Below are 19,965 nucleotides of genomic sequence, written 5' to 3' on the forward strand. Positions count from 1 at the left end.
CTCCATCTAGCGGTGGATGGGGGCGCCAGCCTGACGATGGAAGGCGGCAACATTACGTTTGCCTGTCCGGGGACGATCAAGGTGTATGCCAGCAAGAAATCGTTCACCGGCCCAACACAACAGTTTTTCGCATTTCCTCAGTTCCCGCGCAGCAGTTGCAAGAGCTGTATTCTGGATGCCATGCGCCAAGGTACTCCGGGGGTATTGGTGTGATACGACGTTATGCCATCATCGACAGCGCACAACGACCCCGTTTCCATGAGCGGCTGGCCAGGCTGGGCGTGCCTTACCGCTCGCTGTTCGAAGGGCATGCGGAGGCCAGCCTGAAGGATATCGCGCCGCTGCTCGTCGAGTATCCCGAGACTACGCCGCTGCCGAAGCTGGTGGCGGAAATAGAAGCCTTAGGAAGTACTAAGCCGGCCGTTAGTTTTTGGTGGAGCGCCCTGGACCTAGAGACGCTTGCACAGCATTTCCACGTATTCCATCTCGTCAAGGTACCGGAGAAAGGTGGCCGCGAAATGCTGCTGCGCTGGTACGACACCCGTGTTCTTCCCGAGCTGCTGTCATTGATGACGCCAGCGCAACGGGCCGTATTTCTGGATCACGTGCAACAGCTCCATTACTACGACCGCTTCGGTGAGCGACAGGAATGGTTGCTCATGGACGTACCTCTGGAAGGTCTCCCTGCTCTGCCACCGCTTCAATTGGATGAAACGCAGTACGCCCGGTTGCTCGATGCCTGCGAGCCCGACGTGGCAATCGCGCAACTACGACGAGTGATTCCTGATGAGATGCGCAGGCTTCCATATCACGTGCTGCACCCGTTCGTAGCCCTTCACATGCAGGACACCGTCGCGCATGGCGTAGATCAGGTCGATGACCATGTGCAGTACCTTTTGCTGGCGCTGTACACCTCGGGCGGATGCCGGAACCACCCGGCGGTGCGGGAGCGTCTTGCCGGCAAAAGTGATGACTGTGATCTGTCGTTCTCCGACTGGGCATTGAGCCTGTCAGAGGATGTTTGGCTGAGTGGTACACCTTTGTGGGAGACCTCTTCGGCAAAGGCGCCCGACGGCGTTAATGACCTACAGGACATGCAATGCAAAGAGTCTTAACGCGCCATTCTGGGTGCCTGCCGGAAGATGGCTTGCACAAATTGCCCAAAGCGCCACAGCTAGAACCTAATCGAGAAGACATTACGAGGTGCAGGCGCTCATGCTGCCAGCATAACGAGGCCAAGATTGCACATCATGAAAGGCTGGTGCACTCGTGCAGAGCTATCACAACAAAAATGGAGAAGTGGGAATGCGTCTGAAACCAATCTGGCTCTGGCTGCTTGGTCTTTTGTTTCTCCTGAGCCTGACGGCAGTGGCTTGCAGGCCAGGTTCAAAAATGAGTTCTGTGGGTGTGGTCGGCTATAACCATACGGATACCACGATCGTTCAGTTTGTTCTGGATGGGGGTGGAGGGGAAAGTTTCATTCGCGCTCACCGGGGCGGTGGCAGTACCAGTTGCTGTACGTCAATACCCGACAGGTGGCACCCTGGCTATGAGGTCGCGATTGAATGGACCACCGATTTGGAAAATTTTAAGCAAAAGGTAGTGGCCGTTCCAGAATACGACGCGAGGGCTTCACGGATGGCAGTCCACTTTTTGCGCAACGGAGACGTGAAAATCTTTGTGACATCACTTTCTCTTGGGCATCCGGATTACCCTTTAACAGGCCCTGAAGCAGGTTTGAACGAAGGTGAGGATCCGATCAGAGATGAGTGGCGAAATCAGGGGAGAAAATCATGAACGCTCGTACAGCTACCGGTGCGCAATCAATGCCGGCAAGTGGTTTTCGATCGCTCACAGGACCACAGGCCCAGCGGAGGGCCAAGGCGTTGGCCTGCCGACGTGAGAAAGGTTCAGAATGTCAAGGACAAGTACATGTCAATATTTTTTTTGACGGCACTGGCAACAACAAGGATTGGGCTGGCACCTATGTACACGGGAAACGTCGCAGTAAAAAGACACAGCGTGAGCGGAACGGACATAGCAACGTCGCACGATTATACGATGTAAGGTTACAGGAAGAGTCAAGTGGCACGTTCAATTACTATATCCCGGGAGTTGGAACTCCATTTTCAGACATTGGTGACTCTAGCGAAGAAGGCGACATGCTTGGCGGCGCAGCCGCCAGGTACGGCGCAGAACGAATCAACTGGGCTATCCTCCAAGTCTTTAACTCGATTCACCAATACGTCGCTGATGATCAACTGATTCACCGCGATCAGATGGAGACCGCCGTTAAAGAAATGTTTATTTTTGCGCCAGTTGAGAGCGTGATCCGCAAGGTCAAGTTTGAAAGACGGGCCGCCCAATTGGAAGAAGTGGTGAAGGGTGGACCGAAGCACATAAAATCAGTCCACGTATCCGTATTTGGATTTTCGCGCGGCGCGGCGCAGGCGCGCGCCTTTTTACACCGTCTGTATGCATTCACCGACGCATGGGGCATCGGCTGCGGACACAATATCGCGGGAGTTCCCCTGTACGTTAACTTCCTCGGCATCTTCGACACCGTCGCCTCAGTTGGCTTGGCATCAATGAGCAGGGTGTCGGATGGCAAGTGGAACTGGGCATCGGGCGCATTGATGAGTGTTCACCCGGAGGCAAAACAATCCGTGCATTTTGCGGCCCTGCACGAGCAGCGCATCAATTTCCCGCTGGACCTCGCCACAAGCGGCGAGGAGAGACTATATCCTGGGATGCATTCGGATGTGGGCGGAGGCTACTCGCCGGGAGGACAGGGAAAGGACTTTGTGGATAGCAAGGCGGATGGTACGGCTAAGCTGTCGCAGATCCCGTTGATCGACATGCACCACGAGGCGATTAAGGCAGGTGTACTGCTCATGACCATCGAAGAGATCAGACAAGATCCGATAGAGGCTAAGCACTTCGGTTGTCATCCTCAGTTGATCCGCGACTACAATACGTGGTTGAAAGATCATACTATCGAAGCTGGCCCACATGCGCAGCAGATCCGCAAGCATTCCCAACAGTACGTGGCCTGGAAGGGTAAACGTTTCTGGAAGGGACCTGAGAACCTGAAACAGCAGCCATTCTATAAGCAGTGCGACGCCGAGGATCTCTATGATCTAAATAACGCCCACCGCGACTTCAGCCAGTTGGTAGCCAAGCTTGCGCAGGATCGTAAAGAATGGCTTGCGCACCAGGCAACGCTGAAGCGCATTGAGGTGGCGCGCAGGACCGGACAGTTGATACTTGAGCCCACCCCCCATCCATCAATGGCGGCGAACAATTACGCTCGCCTACCTACCGAAACTCGCAACCTGGCGGAGCTAGTGCTGAACCGAACGCCAGTGCCTGAAGCCAGTACCGTGCTGTTCGACAAGTATGTACATGACTCGCTCGCCGGTTTCTACCTGTATACCAGGACCGAGTTGAACATCCCTAAATTCAAGACCGTCGGGTATCTACGCTATCGTTCGGTCTTCAGCGTGGCCGGGAGCAGACCGCAGGATTGCCGTGACCCGGCCAAGGCTCCGTCGGGCAATGTTCCATCCGTCGGCGGTGCTTTCCAGCAGCTAGGTAACACGATGGGGCGTTGAGCGTGGCCCATCGGGCGCTTTCTCTTGATGGAATGGGCAGTAGCTAAGATCGTCGTGTTATAGGCGAACACGGCCAAGTGCTGCATGCAGAGGTGATGCACATAACAAGCCGAACACGCAGTATGTTGCGAAGACGTTAGTGCCCCCCAGATCGCCGATCGGGTTTGTCGTACTCATCGCATACTTGAGTTCACACCGACTCTTATTTTTGATCCCGGTGCCGAGCCGCTGGAGAGTTTACCGCTGCTCGATACCTGATCGCTGTCCTCTTCGAGCCCCGTTTCCGGGGCTCTCTTCATTTCCTCTTGTGCAGTAACGACTAGGGCCATCAAGCGTAGTCAACAGAACGCGTCTAGGTCGGAGTCACACCCGACTTTTGACAGCAAAACCACCTATAGAAAAATATTTCACACAGTTCAAAACAGGTTTCTACACTCACCTCAAATGCCCCGTCATTTATTTGATCAGACTACCCAGGCAGGGTCGAGCTACCCGACATAATCAGCTGGCTTTTCGCAACATAGGACGAAGTTCATGCTGTCAAGTAAAGGGGTTTCACATCTGTTTTTTGTATTCTGGCAAAGACGCCGGCTGCGCATCCTCACGGATGAAGAAGCACGTTTGATTGAACACTTCCGCACGCTGTCGGAAACCGACCGGGTGGCGATGCGCTATTTGACCTGCGCCTTCAAGGAGGTGTCCCGTTTCTGACAGATTCGCACCTCCCCACCGCCAATCTGACCATGGAGGCCAGTTTGGCGGGCTCTCCGCTCAATCGCACCTTCATTCAACCGGGTTTGAAAGATCACTCCTACATCGTTGCCAAGCCCTTCCGACAGCCCCTTCTGAAAAACTCAGCAGTCACGAAAAATGACGAGCCCTTTTCTACAATAAACGTTATGTATTCAGTTGTTCTGGGCAAGAAGCCCGCGTCTCCATTCACCTCATGAAGAACTTGGATCATGCTAAATACCTCATTTTTTCCCTCATTACGTACCGCCATCGGTACAGCCCTGCGGCCCCGACAGCTCAACCGAGAGGAAGAGCGCCTGGTCCACTACTACCGTTGCTTGTCGGAACAGGATCGTGAAGCAGTGCGCTGCCTGATGTTTGCGGTCAGGGAAACCAGCGAGGCGAACACCCTCACCCATAAAAAGTGATGCCGTCATGGGTCAGCGAACGATGGAAGTACCTGCGGGTTGGACATCTAGCCGGCAGCCAGTCACTAACACCCTCGCGATGGACTTTTCTACCCAGCTAGAGCATGCCTGCTGAAGCCCCATCGCCGTGGAGGATCTGCATCTCCCCATGCCCGCCTTCGTCACCCTCCAGCCTCGATTCCCCTTCGGTGGCCTGACCATTTCCCGCTGTGTGGACGCCCTGATCCGGCAGGATCTGCTCGACCCGCTGCCCTATGTGCGCCGGCACATCTGCGGTGATTGGGGCGATGTGCGCGCAGAGCATCGCCGCTACGGCGACCCACCTGATATTGCGAACCGTCGCGTCGTAACTCAATCAACCACCAGACCTTGAGCCCCCAGCCTGTCGAGGGCTCTCTGCCATGTGCTCGCGCAGGGCTTCGCTACTCGCTTGTCGCCGGGAATTTCTCGCCAGCCCCTGTTTCCAGCCACTGTGCATTAACGCTCAACAGCCTGGCTAACTTATCGAGCTGCGAGTGCGGGATACCACGAGAAAACCAATTGGTCAGCCGCTGGGGGCTGATCTTCAGAAATAGCGCGAAATCCATTGGCGCGATCTTGCACTCCGACAGCACTACCCGCAGACGCACGCCGGAACATTCCGCGCTGGCAGCGCGAAGCGTCGTTGATCGTCGCCCTGTGCGCGCTTCTTTCCCCTGCCCGTAGCCCATTCCTTGCTCCTTGTGTAGCTCCATGTGTTTTTTTGCCTCTTTCACACTGCGGGTTCACTGAGTATAAACGCCGCGTTCACCGGTTCCAGTTCCCATGGCGCATAGTTCATTCGGGTGAGCATTGGGCGCGTCATGCGGCGTGGCAGAGCCGGATAACCGCTTGGGTTGTTGTAGCCGATTTCCGTCAGCCCCAACATGCTCCACCGTAGCTTCCGTCTCGATTTCCTCCAGGTGATTGTGGGTCCCACTACGCACTCCTAGACTCCGCCGCCGTAGGGAAAATCTCTGTCCCCTCATTATTCCCACAGGCGGCACGGCGCACAATTTCTGGTCGCCGCCACTCGCAAGGAGCCACACCCATGACCAAGACCTCAACCGCCCTCCTCCTGCTCGCACTGACCAGCCTGCTGGCCGGCTGCACCACCAATCCCAACGTATTGCAGATACACAAAGTCACAGCAGAGGCGATTGGCTTGGCCTCTACGGATGAGCTGACCATGGGCCCGGTCACCAAGAGCAAGGAGGACTTCCTGGGCGGCGCTGAACTGAACTTCAAAGCCACGACCGCCAAGGGCCGTGTGTTCAACTGCTCGACGGTCATGACTCCAGGCATCCTGCTTGAGCCGCCGAAGTACTCGCGCCTGACCTGCACGAAGTAACCCTGACAACCGGTGCGGGCATCGCACGCACCGGCTATGTGGATGGACGTCGGCGTGCCACCCTCCAATTTCTGGAGCGTTTTCACTACCGTGATACCGCCCCCACAACGCCATTGAAAGACACCTCCTACAGACCCAGCGCATGGGTTCGCAGGACGCGTCCTGATTGCGCCCACGTTATTGAAGCCCACGGATGACACTGCCTAGGATGTGCCCACTCGCTCATTTGATTGAGCCTTGGCCCTCCCAGCGTCCACGACAGGAGTCGATTGACCATGTACAACAACATCACCCTCGGTTTGCGAAAGCGCCTGCTCGCAGGTTCGACCTTCGCCCTCTTATCGCTAAGCGCAGCCCCCGCGCTGGCCACCGATTGGTGGATGATCTTTGGCACCGGCGACACGCCTAACAGAGACCTGTTCTTCGCCGATACACAGTCGGTAAAAGCCACACAACAAGACCCGCAAAACACACAGCTGACGGTCGTGCAGGTGTTCGAAAGTCCCAACAGCCCCAACTACGTGAGCTACACGCTGGAGCTGCAATGCGCGCAACGACAGCTCAGGGTGAACTCGGCCACCGCCTACCTGCGCGCCGGGGCCACCACGGTGCTGCCGGCGCCTAAACGCTGGGTGCCGGTGCCCAAGAGCTGGCTGGAGCATGGCTATGACTTCGCCTGCGCACCAGGCAAACGCAAGTCCAACGCCATGATGCCAATGGGCGTTGGCTCCATCGACAACGCACAACTGGTAGCGATCACGCAGCAAGGCCTATTCAATCAGTTGCCGGGTAATCAGCCGATCCGCATTGAGTCCAAGAAGAGCAGCACCGAGGACGTGATGCGCGACCTCAATTTCCTCTTGGGCGCACCTGAGAAAAAATGACCTCCGGCGCCAACCGGCACGCTTGAATAATGAGTGATCAACATGAAATACACAGGCGCATTGGCCTTGGCCCTCGTACTGCTGCAGACCGGCTGCGTCAGTTTTGACACCGTCCCGGAAATGTACGCGCGCAGCCAATGGAAAGGCCGCCCGGCGCAGGACGCCCTCAATTTCTTTGGTCCACCCCAAAAAATGGATCGCACCGCTGACGACCAGCATGTGGTGATGCAGTGGTACCGCGACACGTCCTACAACAGCAATGAGGTGGTGGCACAAAGCGCGGAAAGGCAGGGCAACGTGATGGTGCACACCAACTATTGGGCAACCGTCAATAACCCGAATCGCTGCATCCTTTCCATCATCGTCGATCAGGACAGAAAGATTGTCGGGTTTGAAGCCGATGAAGGCGAGTTGCTGCTGTCCAGTGGCTGCCAGTCGGTCAAATTTGGGCCGCCTTAAGGCGACCTACGCTAAGGCTGGCTAACAAAAAAACACCTGACAAATGTCATTTCCATGAAGGATCGTCCTCGACAATGAAATCCATCATCGTCGCCATCGCCCTACCGCTCTTTGCAGGCTGCGCAACGCCGAAATATTGGGAGGCCACCGGCGGCAACCCGTCCGACGGCCTTGTGCAACTCTTCTACGTACGGACGCCGTTTGAGTACGCGCAGATCCGGGAGTCCCAAGGGTTGGCGATTGCCACGGGGCGCTGCCAGTTTTGGAACTACGCGCGCGCTGAGCGCGCAGGCGCGCAAAAATCCGTGTGCCACACGATGGGGCAATTCCACTGCCTGGAAACCACCGTTACTCAGGATTATCGGTGCCAGAAGTGACACCCTCCCAAGGCGTCGAGGCGCATCGGGAAGTTGAGCGAACAGTAGTTGGCCTGGCGACCCAGGCGAACTGAGCGGATCTGGTAACATACGAACTTGAGCGCGTCCCCTACGGTTGTGCGCACAAACAAAAAAGACGCCTAAGCGTCTATTCCGTAAATCACAAGCAAAAAAAAGCCACTCGTTAGAGTGGCTTTTTCATTAATGCTTGGAGCGGGAAACGAGACTCGAACTCGCGACCCCGACCTTGGCAAGGTCGTGCTCTACCAACTGAGCTATTCCCGCTTGGTGATGCGCATTCTATAGAATCCTCAGCACCCGTCAACCCCTTGATTCAAAAAAGTTTTATTTCTTTTCAACGGTGGTTCGCAGATGGGGCCAGGCCGCACGCAGATATTGCAGCATGGACCACAAGGTCAGGCCGGCCGCGACCAGCAGCAAGGCGTAGCCTGTGAGGACCCAGAACGAGAAGTCCGACGGGTTGGCCAGCAGGATCACCAGCGCGAGCATCTGCGCGGCGGTTTTCCATTTGCCCATGTTGGAGACGGCCACGTGGGCGCGGGCGCCGATTTCGGCCATCCATTCGCGCAGGGCCGAGACGACGATCTCGCGGCCGATGATGACGGCGGCCGGCAGGGTCAGCCACAGGTTGCCGTGTTCCTGCACCAGCAGCACCAGGGCGACGGCCACCATGAGTTTGTCGGCCACGGGGTCGAGGAACGCGCCGAAGGGCGTGCTCTGTTCCAGGCGGCGTGCCAAGTAGCCGTCGAGCCAGTCGGTGGCGGCTGCGAAGGCAAATACCGAACTGGACGCGACGTAGCTCCATTCATACGGCAAATAGAACAACAAAATGAAAATCGGGATAAGCAGGACGCGTAGAACGGTGATCAGATTAGGGATATTCATCGGCACAACTGGCTACGAGGTGAGAAGGCATTCTATTCGCTATGCAGATTGGCATAAATCAATTCAGCGAGCTTTTTACTGATACCGGGTGCTTTGGCTATTTCGTCAATGCTGGCACGGGAGAGCTCCTGCAAGCCACCAAAATGTTTAAGCAAGTCGCGACGCCGCGTCGGGCCAACCCCCGCAACCCCTTCCAGGGTTGAGGTTCGCCGGGTTTTGCCACGGCGGGCGCGGTGGCCGGTAATGGCGAAACGGTGCGCTTCGTCGCGGATTTGTTGAATCAGGTGCAGTGCGGGTGAGTCGCCCTTCAACGTGAACTCATGGGCGGCATCATTCAAGTACAACGTCTCGAAACCGGCCTTGCGCGTGGTGCCCTTGGCCACACCGAGCAGGATCAGGTCGGGCACCGCCAGTTCGTTGAGCACGTCACGGGCCATGGATAACTGGCCCTTGCCCCCGTCTACCAGCAGGATATCGGGCAACTTGCCCTCCCCGTCCTTCAACTTGCTGAATCGCCGCGTGAGCGCCTGGTGCATGGCGGCGTAGTCATCGCCTGCGGTAACGCCTTCGATGTTGTAGCGCCGATAGTCGGCCTTGATCGGCCCTTCCGGCCCGAATACCACGCAAGAGGCCACCGTGGCCTCTCCGCTCGAGTGGCTGATGTCGTAGCACTCCAGGCGCTGGGGCGGCTCGTCCAGGTTGAGGACCTCGGCCAGGGCGTCGAAGCGTGCAGCGACGTGCTGTCGATTGGCCAGGCGTGCACCCAGGGCCTGTTCGGCGTTGGTGACGGCCAGTTGCTGCCAGCGGGCACGGGTGCCGCGTACGCGGTGGCTGATGTCCAGCTCGCGGCCGCGCAGCTCGTGGATGGCCTCGATCAAGGTGGGGAAGTCTTCGTGCACCACGTTGACGATCAGTTCAGACGGCAGGTCCCGCTCAGGGCTGCTGACGTAGTATTGGCCAAGGAATGCGGCCATGACCTCTGCCACGTCTTCGTCGATACCGGTCTGCGGGAAGAAGTTCTTGCTGCCTAATACCCGCCCGCCTCGTACGCTGATCAGGTGCACACAGGCGCCGCCCGGGTTGACGAACGCGGCGATCACGTCGACGTCACCGGTGCCGCCTTCCATGCTTTGCTGGTCCTGGACACGGCGCAGCAGGGAGATCTGGTCGCGCAGTTCGGCGGCCTTTTCGAAATCGAGGGTGCTGGCGGCCTGCTCCATGGCCCCGGACAGCTCGTCGGTGAGTGCGTTGCTGCGCCCTTCGAGGAACATCACCGAATGGCGCACATCTTCGGCGTACTCCGAAGGTTCCACCAGGCCCACGCAGGGCGCCTTGCAGCGCTTGATCTGGTATTGCAGGCACGGCCGGGTGCGGTTCTTGTAGAAGCTGTCTTCGCATTGACGCACAAAAAAGGTTTTTTGCAGCAGGCTCAGGCTTTCACGAATCGCCCCAGCGCTGGGGTAAGGCCCGAAGTACTTGCCCTTTTGCTTTTTTGCCCCGCGGTGAATGCTCAGGCGCGGAAAGTTGCCATCCGATAAAAACACGTAAGGGTAGGATTTATCATCACGCAGCAGGATGTTGTAAGGCGGCCGCCACTCCTTGATCAGCGTCTGCTCAAGCAGCAGCGCCTCGGTTTCATTGGCGGTGATGGTGGTTTCGACCTGGGCGATACGCGCCACCAAAGCGGCGGTTTTCGGCGCAAGGCCGGTCTTGCGAAAGTAGCTCGCCAGACGGTTCTTCAGGTTCTTGGCTTTGCCCACGTAAAGCAGGCGCGCCTCGCTGTCGAACATGCGGTACACGCCGGGGCGGCCACTGCAGGTGGAGAGAAAGGCACTCGGATCAAACGGTGTGGTCATGTCAGGCGCTGGCGTCCACCATGCCGTGGCGCACTGCGAGCAGGGTCAATTCAACATCACTGCTGATGGCAAGCTTCTCGAAGATACGATAACGGTAGGTATTGACGGTCTTGGGCGACAGGCACAGCTTGTCAGAGATGGTCTGCACCTTCTGGCAACCGACGATCATCAGGGCGATCTGGATTTCCCGCTCCGACAGCGCATCAAATGGCGAATCGCTGGTGGGCTGGAACGACTTGATCGCCAATTGCTGGGCAATCTGCGGGCTGATATACCGCTGGCCGGCAAATACCAGGCGAATGGCTTGCACCATCTCGGCCAGGCCTGCGCCCTTGGTGAGGTAGCCGGCGGCACCGGCTTGCAGCAAACGGGTGGGGAACGGGTCTTCCTCGCACACCGTGACCACCACGACCTTGATGTCCGGGTGGCTGCGCAATAGCTTGGTCGTGGCACCAAGACCGCCAATCCCAGGCATCTTGACGTCCATCAGTACCACATCGGGCTTCAACTCCCGGGCCTTGATCAGGGATTCCTCCCCCGACTCCGCCTGGCCGACTACTTGCAGGCCGTCGATGTCAGCCAGCATTCGTGTAATGCCTGTACGAACGAGATCATGGTCATCGACTACTAGCACCCTAATCAAGCAGACACCTCGCGATATGGTCTTATAGGTTGCTGAACACCTTAGCAAAAAACCAAGGCGCAGACCTAGTTGCAAGTGTCATATATATAGAGATTCAACGTGCTGCGGCTGTTCGCCGGCTGGCGAACAGCACTGTTTCCTGGGCTAAAGGTCAGGAATCCTGGGGGTGCGACTTGGCTTTTCCGTTCACCACGGATGAATGCTCAGCCAAGGTACTGGTCAAGCGACGGATTGCGTCCTGGTCTTCCTTGAACATCGCTCGGTAATTGCCCAACACTTTTTCTTCGATCTTGCTCAGGTTATCCAGCTGGATCGGCGTTGGGCTGCCGGTCAATACGTACAGGATATCCACTCCTTTTTCGGCGACGCGAGACAAATAGTCGGCCTTGGGTGCACGACCACCGCTTTCATATTTGCCTTGGGCGTTCGCTTCAACGCCTCCAATCTCTCCAAAAACTTTCTGCGACAGGCCAAGTCGCTCTCTTTCTTGCCTTAAGCGCGAACCGATTCCACTCATTTGGATGTATGATCCTAAATTGGCACACCCCAAGAGGTGTCAAACTATCACTTCGTTAAACAAACTTGAACGGTTTTGAACTATGCCCGGAATCCGTACTGCTGCACAAGCCAAGGCCTGGCTGGAACATCAAGGAAAGTCAGTTCAAGCATTCGCCCGGGAGCATGGCGTAGACCCGGCAACCACCTATCAAGTGCTCGCCGGGCGAAAAAAGGGAAGGCGTGGAGAAGCCCATAAAGTGGCGGTACTTCTGGGCATGAAAGAGGGCGTTATCGTGGATGAACCTGAAGCTCAATCCCACGATGAACAAAGCACTAGCTGACAGCAGTATGCGCTTATTTGTAGGACGTGCCTGTTTTAGTCCGATGTGAGTGCGCGACACTCACGCTCCATCCGCCAGAAGCCATCCTCTTCACCGACAATGCTCAACCCCAGGCGCTGATACAGCCTTCTTGCCGGGTTGGTCTTGAACACCGTCAAACGTAGAAAGCCCAGGCCCTCGACGCGTGCCTTGAGCGCCATTTGCTCCAGCACCCATGTGCCCGCGCCCTGCTTGCGGCAGCATTCCAGCAGGTGCAGCTCGCGGATATACAGGGCCTTGCCGTCGCGGCTCAGGCTGATAAAGCCCATGACGCCATCATCGTTGCAGATCAGCCAGTTCTCGCGGCCCGCCCAGGCCACGTCGAAGCCGTCGTTGGACCACAACAAACCGTTCTGACGGTAGTAATAGCTCATGGCCTGCTGGGTCAGGGTGCGGGCAAACGGCAAGTCCTGCTCGGTGGCCCGGCGCAAATGAAACCTCATTCAGAGGGCAACCACTTGGCCGGTCCACTGCCCGCCATCGCGACGGGCGATCACCAACGCGTCGCCGACACCGGGGGCGGCAACAAGCAAGTTGCCATCGGCGGTCCAGATCGCACTGCGACCGGCACAAGCCCAGCCTCCAGATGGGCCACCGTGGTTAGCCATCAGTACCAACAGGCCATGCTCGGCCGCATAGCCTTCAAGCAAAGCACTGTCCGCCGCGTAGCCTCCCTCGCTGATCAGTACGCCGGCGGCATACACCGTGGCGCCCGCTGCCGCCGCTTGACGTGGATGGCTGGCCTGGGAAAAGTCCGCACACACTGCCAATGCGATACGCTCCTCTGCCAATTCCAGGGCCTCACCGCCCTGCCCCGCGGCAAATGCCAGCTCTTCGCCGGGGTGCAGATGCTGCTTGGTGTAGACGCCTACTGAACCGTCCGCCCCAAGCACCAGCGCGCCGATCAGCACACCTGTTTGTGGCGCCAGACGCACCGGCATGCCCACCACAGCCGTCAACCGCAGCTCCCGCGCCAACTCACGCAACGGCGTCAACACGGCGTCTTGCGGGTCGATGGCCAAGTCGGCCGCCAGGAACGGCTCGTAGCCCGTCAGTGACAGTTCTGGAAACACCAGGCATTGCACGCCCTGTTCAGCCGCGGCCCGCATCAACGCCAGGTGCCGCTGGATATTGGCAGCGACATCGCCCGGGATGGAAACGGTTTGCGCCGCAGCAAGGGTCAAGGCAGTCATGGTCGCGTCCTGGCAATCACTGGTTGAGAGTTATCAGCATATCCACACTTACCCCATAGCGGTAAGTACTACCACGCAATAGAAATTACTGATTGAATCCACCCGCACGCCTCTAGTAAGCTCCCCTCATCATTTGGAGAGCCCCATGTTGCCACTCACCCACACTCAGGTTTGCCCTGCTGCCAGCGCCTTGCGCTCGGTGTCGGCTATCCGTGTGAACGGTTCGAGCGCACTGGCCGGCTTTTATTTTGGGTATTGGTTTAGCCACTGGCGCGCCTGATACCTGAAATCGGCGCCCACTACTCAAGGGGTCGCCTACCAGAGAAATCTAAACCCCCGGTCGGCTCCCCGACCGGGGGTTTTGTTTTTTCAGCGCCTGATAACTTGTTTTTCACGCTCACTTAAAGGAATCACACCATGAACTACGCCACCTATTACCGCTACGACACTTGCACTGCATGGCGATTTAGCCAGCTCCGTTCGGGACAGCCTGCCGCCTCCGACCGGTCACCCCGTGGTGGCAAGCCAACACACGTAGCCGATACGGCCAATTGTCGAACACCCCAGTAGGCCAAGCGTGCGGGAATCGCCCGCCGCTTGCCCAGGAAGCCTTGAATATGAACTCCTCCGTCGCCGCTTTGCCCGTCTCTACCCTCAACAGCGCCAATGAAGCCTTGACCCAGCGTTTGCCCAGCGCTCTTGAACTCAAGCACCAACTCCCGCTCAGCCCGTTCCTCAACGAACAAGTCCACGCCCATCGCCAAGCCGTGCGCGCCATCCTCAATGGCGAAGACTCACGCTTGCTGGTGATTGTCGGCCCGTGCTCTATCCACGACCCGGAATCGGCCATGGAATACGCGCGCAATCTGAAGAAGCTCGCGCTTGAAGTCAGCGACCAGATGCTGCTGGTGATCCGTGCCTACGTCGAGAAACCGCGCACCACTGTGGGCTGGAAAGGCTTGGCCTACGATCCACACTTGGACGGCAGCGATGACATGGCCGCCGGCCTGACCCTGTCCCGCGAACTGATGCGTGAAATGCTGCGCCTGGGCCTGCCGGTGGCCACCGAGTTGCTGCAACCCATGGCCGCCGGCTACTTCGATGACCTGCTCACTTGGGTCGCCATTGGCGCACGCACTACCGAGTCGCAGATTCACCGCGAAATGGCCAGCGGCCTGGGCATGCCCGTGGGCTTCAAGAACGGCACCGACGGTGGCGTCGCCATTGCCTGCGATGCGATGCGCTCAGCCTCTCACCCGCATCGCCATTTCGGCGTGGACAGCCAGGGCCACCCGGCGATCATCCAGACTCCCGGCAACCCCGACACCCACCTGGTGCTGCGCGGCGGCCACCGTGGGCCCAACTACGATGCGCAAAGCGTGGCCGGCGTAAAGCACGACCTGGCCAAGTCCAAGGTGGCGGCACGGATCATGGTCGATTGCAGCCATGCCAACAGCGGCAAGAACCCGCTGCGCCAACCGGCGGTATTCAATGACGTGCTGGAGCAGCGCCTGCAAGGTGATACCTCGCTGGTCGGCATGATGCTTGAGAGTCACCTGTTCGAAGGCTGCCAGCCGCTGAGCGCGTCGATGAAATACGGCGTTTCGGTGACCGATGGTTGCCTGGGTTGGGACGGGACCGAGCAGTTGTTACGCAGTGCCGCTGAGCAGTTGCGGGAACACCGCAAAGCCGACTGATCGGTGAAAATCAAAATCCGGGAGGGAGCTTGCTCTCGCTGGACGGGGTGCAGCCCCCGTCATTTTAGACAAAAAGCGGGTCCGCTTCGCGCCCCAGCGGGGGCAAGCTCCCTAAGGGACGCGGCTAGGCCCTGGCCACCGGCATGCGGGATAACTCCCGCAGCCACGGCAACACTCGCAGGTCGTGGAAGACCTCCGAGGGGTCGACGATGCCCATGAAATGTTCAAGATTGACGTTGTCCGGCACGCCCGGCAGGCGCACCCGTATTACCGGCGTTACACCGCAAGGCGCACCCAGATCCAGGTGATCGTAGACCAGCACATGACGCACCTGAGGCTGAGCTTCGTAAGCCTGGGCCATCAGCGCCGCATTGATAATCAGCACATCGAATGGGTCGGCAGGAATAGCGGTGAGAATCCGTAACTCCTCGAACGTTTGCACCGGCACGATCCGGTAATAGCCCAACTGGTTGAGCATTTTCTCGATGTACAGGCGTTGCAGATGCTGTTCATCGGCAATCAGGATGGTCAATGCTTTGTTCGGCATGGCAAACCCCTGGGCAGGCAGTGCTCGACAGTGAGCGTCGCCCATTTTCCAGACATATGCCGACGAAAAAATCAGGCTTATTCCCCGTTCATGTAAGAACTTTCCCAAATCCTCCGAAAGGCGATCAACCACAGTCAGGGCTGATTGCAATAAGCGCTTAAGCCATGATGCAAAACATCGATCGCCTCACCCACGCTTTCAACCGCTGGTCCCAATGCCTGACGGTCCCGCTGTTCACACGCCGCCTCCAATGCCTCACATACACTGATCAATGGGTTGGCCTTGACCATCCGCGCGCCTCCCTTGGCACGATGAGCCAGGTCGTGCAACTTGGCAAAGTCTGCCTGGCTTGCCAGCCGTGGCAGCAAGGCACGATCCGCCTCCAGGCTTTCGAGTAACGGCGCCAGCAATTCGACCAGCGCGGCATGATCATCCCCGGTCAGCGCAACCAGGGTGCTCAAGTTGAAGGTAACCAAGGGTCGCGGGCTCGTGCCAACTGAACGCGACGCCAATGCCGCCCGCAAGTCGTCCAGCCCGGTGGGCTTGAACAGGCAGCCATCCATGCCAGCCTGCCGACAGCGCTCGGCTTCCTCCGGCTGGGCGTTGGCGGTGAACCCGAGTAACAGGCAGGGCCCCAGACCCCGCTCACGCTCCTGTGCGCGAATCTCCTGGGCCAACTGATAGCCGTTCTTGAACGGCATATTGCAATCGGTAATGACGCCGTCGAACTGCCCCGTTCGCCACTGTTCAAGCCCTTGGACACCGTCTTCGGCCGTGATGATACGGTGGCCCAGAAAGCTCAACTGTCGGGCCAGCAGCAAGCGGTTGGCCGGGTAGTCGTCCACCACCAGAATGCTCAGCGCGCGCCCCTCAGGCGCCGCCTCTTGCACAGGCTCAATCGGGGCTGGCAGCGTGGCGGTCATGACCAGGGTCAACGTCACGTCCACCCGAGTGCCGTGCCCCAACACACTACTCAAGTGCAATTGGCCGCCCATCATTTCGCACAGGCTGCGGCTGATCACCAACCCCAGCCCAGACCCGCTGCGTGCCGATTGCTGGTTATTGCTGCCCTGGATGAACACACTGAACAACCGCTGCTGGTCGGTGACGCTGATTCCGATGCCGGTATCTTGCACCCATAACTGCACGGCCAAGCGATCGCCCTCGACCACCGCCTGCGCGACCAAACTGACCTGCCCATGGGGAGTGAACTTGATGGCATTGCTCAGCAGATTCGAGACCACCTGCTTGAATCGCAGCGGGTCGACCAGCACCGCCTGGTCAATCAACGGGTCCAGCTCAACCTGCAGTGCCAACCCCTTGGCTCGGGCCAGCCCCTCGAATACGCGTGCGACCGACGCCAACAACTCATGCAGGTTGGCGGGCTCCAGGGTCAGTGACAAATGCCCGGACTCGATCCGCGCTATATCGAGAATATCGCCGATCAGCTCCAACATACCCCGCGAAGCCACCGAGGCCACCTCCAGAGCATCGCGGTCGACCCGTCCCTGCTCGGCATTTTTCAAGGCCAGTTCGATCATGCCGATCACGGCGTTCATCGGCGTGCGGATCTCGTGGCTCATGGTCGCCAGGAAGGTCGTCTTGGCGCGATTGGCGGCGTCGGCATCGTCCTTGGCTTCCTGTAGCTGGCCGAGCAGCCGGTGCCGTTCGCTTACGTCTACCCAACCGGCAATCATGCCCACCACCTTCTCGTCGCCGTCGCGATACGGCAGCATCCACTGGTAAATGGTCAGCACATCGCCATTGGGCACCTTGAGGATTCGATCATGAATCTGCGGCTCGCCGCCGGCCATCAAGCGCAGGTAATCGTCATGAAACGACCGGGCCTGTGGCGGGTTTTCGATGTCGGTTTCCACTACGGTCCTGCCGATCACGTCTTCAAGTTTGTAGCCAAACACGTCGAGGTAGGCGTTATTGCAGGCCATCAATCGCCCTTGGCGATCACGCACGTAAATCGGGTGCGGCGTGCCGTCGATCAATACGCTCATGAACCGCATCTGATCGCTCAGCGCTCGCTCGGCCTGCAGGCGCTTGCGAATCAGGCTGCGCAGGTAAATCGCCCAGCCCAGCGTGATGGCCAACAACAACGCCGCCAACCCAAAGCCCTGAAGAATCACATTACGATAACGCAACCAATAGCTGTCCTCGATGATGACCTCGCTACGCCACTGGCCAATCAGTTCGTCCATTTCCTGAGGGGTGATGCTCAGCAGCGCCTTGTCGAGGATCGAATACAGCTCCAACTGACTGCGATTTACCCCAAAGGTCACGCGTGCAGGCTCAATGCCAACCGTGCTGCTGACACGCAAGCGGTCGCGGTAATACCGGGTGATCAGATAACGTGCGCTGATCAACGAGTTGACCGCGCCGTCGGCGTCACCATTGGCCACCAGCGCCATGGCTTGCTGGGGGTTCTCCACGTCGACAAACATCACACCTGGAAAATTTTTCGCTATGTCCTCATGCAGGCCATTGCCGACCACCATGGCCAGGCGTTTGCCGACCATGTCCTCCAGCGTGAGCGGGCTGTGGGGACCGTTACGGGTTACCAGCACAAAGGGATTGGTCAGGTAGGGCCGGGTAAAGCGCACTTTTTCAGCACGCTCCGCGCTAGGCGTGACGACCGCCAGCATGTCCGCCGTACCCGCACTGACGATATTGATCTGGCGCGGCAATGAGCCGCCCGGGACCACATCGAACTTCAAGCCGGTACGCAAGCTGATACGCGATAGTACCTCGGCACTCAACCCTTCGAACTGGCCTTGATCACCAATAAAAGATAACGGTAGAAAGTCATTGAGTACCGCGACTCTGACCCTTGGATTCTTTTGCACCCAGCGTTGTTCGCTGGCACTCAAATGCAACCGGTCAACGCCGATTATCCCCAGGTTACCTCCGCTCCAGCGGCGCAGGATTTCCATCTGCTCGCTGGCGGGAATCGCCTCCAGCGCGGCATTGAGAATGGGCAGTAAACGTGTATTTTCGCGGGCGACGGCAAACGCAAACGGGTTGACTTCCAAGCCGGAAAAATCCGCCATACGTACATTGTTGAGGTGATTGCGATTGATCAGATAGTTGCTGCTGATAGCATCCCCCAAATAGACGTCGGCGCGACCAAACGCTACGGCACCAATGGCTTCGAAAGTCGAGGCAAACAACTCCAATTGGGCCTGGGGGTAAAACGCCCGAACGGCGTCGGGCTGCATATAGTGATACAGCATCGCTACGCGCTTGCCCGCCAGGTCGTCGTTCAACACCTGGCTATCGCCGCTGCGAGTCACCAGGGTCGGTTGATCGTTGGCGTAGGAGCGAGACAAAAGCAGTTGCGGGTCGGCCGCTTCGTAGCCATTGGCGGAACCGAGAAAATCCACGCCCCCCTGCTTCAAGGCTTCGATCACTTCATCGCGGGTATCGTAACGCCGTACCTCTATGGAGATATGCAGGGCCTGACCCACCAGTGCGGCAAAATCGGCGGTGATACCTTCGAGCTCGTCGTTGTTATTGGTCAAGTCAAAAGGCGCGTAATCGGGAGCAGAAACCCCCATCCGTAATGTGCGCCGCTCGCGCAGCCAGCGCCAATCAGACTCGTCCAGTGCTACTTGCGGGGTGTCAATACGTGAATGCCCCAACAGCCGCAAAGCATGGGGCTCATCCAGGGCCACCGCGATCTGAGGTAACAGGCTCATCCAGAAGATCGTGGTGAACCTTATAAACGCGGTGGTGATCATCTCAATTCAGATCAGATGGTTGCGCTGGGCAAACTTGGATAAGTGCACTACCGAAGACATGCGTAACTTCTCCTTGAGTCGAGTCTTGTAAGTGCTGATGGTCTTGTGGCTGAGCAGCATCTGTTCGGCAATTTCCTTGTTGCCCAGCCCCAGGGCCAACATTTGCAACACGGTTAACTCACGGTCCGATAAGCACTCGATCATCTGCCGTTCCGTTTCTTGCAGATCATCGCGGCGCACCGAACTGGTCGGCAAACTGGGGAAGCAGCTGTAGCCCGACATGATCGCTTTGATAGCCTTTTGCAGCTCATCCAGCTCACCGGTCTTGGCGACGAACCCCATCGCGCCGGAACGCATGCAACGGGTAGAAAAAAATACCGCCAGGTAGGAGGTCAGTACCAGAATCTTGCACGGCAAGCCCAACGCCTTGATGCGGCTGATAACCTCCAACCCGCCTAATTTAGGCATCGCCAGGTCGAGGATAATCAGCTCGGGACGTTGCTCCCTCGCCAACTGCATGGCGTCAGCGCCATCCCCCGCCTGAAAAATCTCATCAAACCCCTCCAATTGCAGGAGGTGTTTGACCGTTGCCCGGATAAACGGATGGTCATCCACAATTAATGCTTTGCTCAT

Annotated in this window: 22 protein-coding genes and 1 tRNA gene; 12 read left to right on the top strand and 11 right to left on the bottom strand. The window is 58.0% G+C overall.

Annotation, left to right across the window (positions count from 1 at the left end; all coding sequences use genetic code 11):
• From BT204_RS25785 to BT204_RS28240, 6 genes are all read left to right on the top strand, one after another.
• A partial coding sequence (locus BT204_RS25785) for a DUF2345 domain-containing protein (RefSeq protein ID WP_139271549.1) occupies positions 1-213 on the top strand: 213 nt, incomplete at its 5' end.
• Positions 210-1,115, top strand: coding sequence for a DUF4123 domain-containing protein (locus BT204_RS25790; protein ID WP_202889068.1), 906 nt, complete (start codon positions 210-212; stop codon positions 1,113-1,115). The genes BT204_RS25785 and BT204_RS25790, both read left to right, overlap by 4 nt.
• 190 nt (positions 1,116-1,305) lie before the next feature.
• Positions 1,306-1,797, top strand: coding sequence for a DUF3304 domain-containing protein (locus BT204_RS25795; protein WP_072448726.1), 492 nt, complete (start codon positions 1,306-1,308; stop codon positions 1,795-1,797).
• Positions 1,794-3,614 (top strand): phospholipase effector Tle1 domain-containing protein, encoded by a 1,821-nt coding sequence (locus BT204_RS25800; RefSeq protein WP_204840109.1) that lies wholly within the window; start codon positions 1,794-1,796, stop codon positions 3,612-3,614. Before BT204_RS25795 ends, BT204_RS25800 begins: the two co-directional genes overlap by 4 nt.
• Before the next feature lie 534 nt (positions 3,615-4,148).
• Positions 4,149-4,325, top strand: coding sequence for a hypothetical protein (locus BT204_RS27980; RefSeq protein ID WP_172415513.1), 177 nt, complete (start codon positions 4,149-4,151; stop codon positions 4,323-4,325).
• 597 nt (positions 4,326-4,922) lie between these two features.
• Positions 4,923-5,147: a hypothetical protein gene (locus tag BT204_RS28240; protein ID WP_232241649.1), complete on the top strand. Its 225-nt coding sequence runs from the start codon at positions 4,923-4,925 to the stop codon at positions 5,145-5,147.
• Positions 5,148-5,196: 49 nt separating this feature from the next.
• Here the strand turns inward: BT204_RS28240 and BT204_RS25815 are convergent, their stop codons facing one another.
• On the bottom strand, positions 5,197-5,484 hold the full coding sequence (locus BT204_RS25815) for a helix-turn-helix domain-containing protein (RefSeq protein ID WP_072448728.1): 288 nt from the start codon (positions 5,482-5,484) through the stop codon (positions 5,197-5,199).
• Positions 5,485-5,843: 359 nt separating this feature from the next.
• On the opposite strand from BT204_RS25815, the gene BT204_RS25820 reads away from it, so the two are divergent.
• From BT204_RS25820 to yecR, 4 genes are all read left to right on the top strand, one after another.
• Positions 5,844-6,143, top strand: a complete 300-nt coding sequence (locus BT204_RS25820; RefSeq protein WP_054922084.1) for a hypothetical protein — start codon at positions 5,844-5,846, stop codon at positions 6,141-6,143.
• Positions 6,144-6,418: 275 nt separating this feature from the next.
• The gene (locus BT204_RS25825) at positions 6,419-7,027 is read left to right on the top strand and encodes a hypothetical protein (protein ID WP_057978347.1); all 609 of its coding nucleotides are present in this window, start codon (positions 6,419-6,421) and stop codon (positions 7,025-7,027) included.
• Positions 7,028-7,069: 42 nt separating this feature from the next.
• Positions 7,070-7,486, top strand: coding sequence for a hypothetical protein (locus BT204_RS25830; protein ID WP_057978349.1), 417 nt, complete (start codon positions 7,070-7,072; stop codon positions 7,484-7,486).
• A gap of 74 nt (positions 7,487-7,560) precedes the next feature.
• Complete coding sequence (gene yecR, locus BT204_RS25835; RefSeq protein ID WP_054922080.1) at positions 7,561-7,863, top strand: YecR family lipoprotein; 303 nt, start codon at positions 7,561-7,563, stop codon at positions 7,861-7,863.
• A gap of 209 nt (positions 7,864-8,072) precedes the next feature.
• On the opposite strand, the gene BT204_RS25840 is transcribed toward yecR, so the two are convergent.
• The 5 genes from BT204_RS25840 to BT204_RS25860 all read right to left on the bottom strand — a co-directional run bounded on the left by BT204_RS25840 (position 8,073) and on the right by BT204_RS25860 (position 11,785).
• Positions 8,073-8,148, bottom strand: a tRNA-Gly gene (locus BT204_RS25840).
• Positions 8,149-8,208: 60 nt separating this feature from the next.
• Positions 8,209-8,769 carry a CDP-diacylglycerol--glycerol-3-phosphate 3-phosphatidyltransferase gene (gene pgsA, locus BT204_RS25845; protein WP_003190391.1) on the bottom strand — a complete coding sequence of 187 codons (561 nt, stop codon included), beginning with the start codon at positions 8,767-8,769 and terminating at the stop codon, positions 8,209-8,211.
• Between the two features lie 32 nt (positions 8,770-8,801).
• Entirely contained in the window at positions 8,802-10,625 is a 1,824-nt protein-coding gene (uvrC, locus tag BT204_RS25850) for an excinuclease ABC subunit UvrC (protein ID WP_019821446.1), read from the bottom strand.
• A 1-nt stretch (position 10,626) separates the two neighbouring features.
• Positions 10,627-11,268: a response regulator transcription factor GacA gene (gene uvrY, locus BT204_RS25855; RefSeq protein ID WP_003190387.1), complete on the bottom strand. Its 642-nt coding sequence runs from the start codon at positions 11,266-11,268 to the stop codon at positions 10,627-10,629.
• A gap of 151 nt (positions 11,269-11,419) precedes the next feature.
• On the bottom strand, positions 11,420-11,785 hold the full coding sequence (locus BT204_RS25860; RefSeq protein WP_054895748.1) for a helix-turn-helix domain-containing protein: 366 nt from the start codon (positions 11,783-11,785) through the stop codon (positions 11,420-11,422).
• Between the two features lie 82 nt (positions 11,786-11,867).
• Between BT204_RS25860 and BT204_RS25865 the strand changes: the two genes are divergently transcribed.
• A complete protein-coding gene (locus tag BT204_RS25865) occupies positions 11,868-12,107 on the top strand; it encodes a DNA-binding protein (RefSeq protein ID WP_044273192.1) in 240 nt (79 codons plus the stop codon).
• 35 nt (positions 12,108-12,142) lie between these two features.
• On the opposite strand, the gene BT204_RS25870 is transcribed toward BT204_RS25865, so the two are convergent.
• Together BT204_RS25870 and BT204_RS25875 are read right to left on the bottom strand one after the other, a co-directional pair.
• Entirely contained in the window at positions 12,143-12,589 is a 447-nt protein-coding gene (locus tag BT204_RS25870; RefSeq protein ID WP_057978354.1) for a GNAT family N-acetyltransferase, read from the bottom strand.
• Positions 12,590-13,339: a carbon-nitrogen hydrolase family protein gene (locus BT204_RS25875; RefSeq protein ID WP_054895750.1), complete on the bottom strand. Its 750-nt coding sequence runs from the start codon at positions 13,337-13,339 to the stop codon at positions 12,590-12,592. It lies immediately after the preceding gene.
• A 617-nt stretch (positions 13,340-13,956) separates the two neighbouring features.
• Here BT204_RS25875 and BT204_RS25880 point away from each other — a divergent pair.
• Positions 13,957-15,036 carry a 3-deoxy-7-phosphoheptulonate synthase gene (locus BT204_RS25880; protein ID WP_072448730.1) on the top strand — a complete coding sequence of 360 codons (1,080 nt, stop codon included), beginning with the start codon at positions 13,957-13,959 and terminating at the stop codon, positions 15,034-15,036.
• A gap of 124 nt (positions 15,037-15,160) precedes the next feature.
• Here BT204_RS25880 and BT204_RS25885 read toward each other — a convergent pair whose 3' ends face one another.
• The 3 genes from BT204_RS25885 to BT204_RS25895 form a co-directional block, all read right to left on the bottom strand.
• On the bottom strand, positions 15,161-15,583 hold the full coding sequence (locus BT204_RS25885; RefSeq protein WP_054922070.1) for a hypothetical protein: 423 nt from the start codon (positions 15,581-15,583) through the stop codon (positions 15,161-15,163).
• Between the two features lie 134 nt (positions 15,584-15,717).
• The gene (locus BT204_RS25890; protein WP_072448732.1) at positions 15,718-19,332 is read right to left on the bottom strand and encodes a transporter substrate-binding domain-containing protein; all 3,615 of its coding nucleotides are present in this window, start codon (positions 19,330-19,332) and stop codon (positions 15,718-15,720) included.
• 6 nt (positions 19,333-19,338) lie between these two features.
• The gene (locus BT204_RS25895; RefSeq protein ID WP_034127079.1) at positions 19,339-19,965 is read right to left on the bottom strand and encodes a response regulator transcription factor; all 627 of its coding nucleotides are present in this window, start codon (positions 19,963-19,965) and stop codon (positions 19,339-19,341) included.

This window comes from Pseudomonas sp. NFPP02 (assembly GCF_900119355.1).
Lineage (GTDB): Bacteria > Pseudomonadota > Gammaproteobacteria > Pseudomonadales > Pseudomonadaceae > Aquipseudomonas > Aquipseudomonas paracarnis.

Coding starts and splice junctions, on each gene's coding strand:
- BT204_RS25815 (WP_072448728.1), bottom strand. CDS start 5,484: ATGGGCTACGGGCAGGGGAAAGAAGCGCGCACAGGGCGACGATCAACG.
- BT204_RS27980 (WP_172415513.1), top strand. CDS start 4,149: ATGCTGTCAAGTAAAGGGGTTTCACATCTGTTTTTTGTATTCTGGCAA.
- BT204_RS25800 (WP_204840109.1), top strand. CDS start 1,794: ATGAACGCTCGTACAGCTACCGGTGCGCAATCAATGCCGGCAAGTGGT.
- BT204_RS25795 (WP_072448726.1), top strand. CDS start 1,306: ATGCGTCTGAAACCAATCTGGCTCTGGCTGCTTGGTCTTTTGTTTCTC.
- BT204_RS25870 (WP_057978354.1), bottom strand. CDS start 12,589: ATGAGGTTTCATTTGCGCCGGGCCACCGAGCAGGACTTGCCGTTTGCC.
- BT204_RS25885 (WP_054922070.1), bottom strand. CDS start 15,583: ATGCCGAACAAAGCATTGACCATCCTGATTGCCGATGAACAGCATCTG.
- BT204_RS25890 (WP_072448732.1), bottom strand. CDS start 19,332: ATGATCACCACCGCGTTTATAAGGTTCACCACGATCTTCTGGATGAGC.
- BT204_RS25825 (WP_057978347.1), top strand. CDS start 6,419: ATGTACAACAACATCACCCTCGGTTTGCGAAAGCGCCTGCTCGCAGGT.
- yecR (WP_054922080.1), top strand. CDS start 7,561: ATGAAATCCATCATCGTCGCCATCGCCCTACCGCTCTTTGCAGGCTGC.
- BT204_RS25875 (WP_054895750.1), bottom strand. CDS start 13,339: ATGACTGCCTTGACCCTTGCTGCGGCGCAAACCGTTTCCATCCCGGGC.
- BT204_RS25860 (WP_054895748.1), bottom strand. CDS start 11,785: ATGAGTGGAATCGGTTCGCGCTTAAGGCAAGAAAGAGAGCGACTTGGC.
- uvrC (WP_019821446.1), bottom strand. CDS start 10,625: ATGACCACACCGTTTGATCCGAGTGCCTTTCTCTCCACCTGCAGTGGC.
- BT204_RS25895 (WP_034127079.1), bottom strand. CDS start 19,965: ATGAGCAAAGCATTAATTGTGGATGACCATCCGTTTATCCGGGCAACG.
- BT204_RS25820 (WP_054922084.1), top strand. CDS start 5,844: ATGACCAAGACCTCAACCGCCCTCCTCCTGCTCGCACTGACCAGCCTG.
- BT204_RS28240 (WP_232241649.1), top strand. CDS start 4,923: ATGCCCGCCTTCGTCACCCTCCAGCCTCGATTCCCCTTCGGTGGCCTG.
- BT204_RS25830 (WP_057978349.1), top strand. CDS start 7,070: ATGAAATACACAGGCGCATTGGCCTTGGCCCTCGTACTGCTGCAGACC.
- BT204_RS25865 (WP_044273192.1), top strand. CDS start 11,868: ATGCCCGGAATCCGTACTGCTGCACAAGCCAAGGCCTGGCTGGAACAT.
- BT204_RS25880 (WP_072448730.1), top strand. CDS start 13,957: ATGAACTCCTCCGTCGCCGCTTTGCCCGTCTCTACCCTCAACAGCGCC.
- pgsA (WP_003190391.1), bottom strand. CDS start 8,769: ATGAATATCCCTAATCTGATCACCGTTCTACGCGTCCTGCTTATCCCG.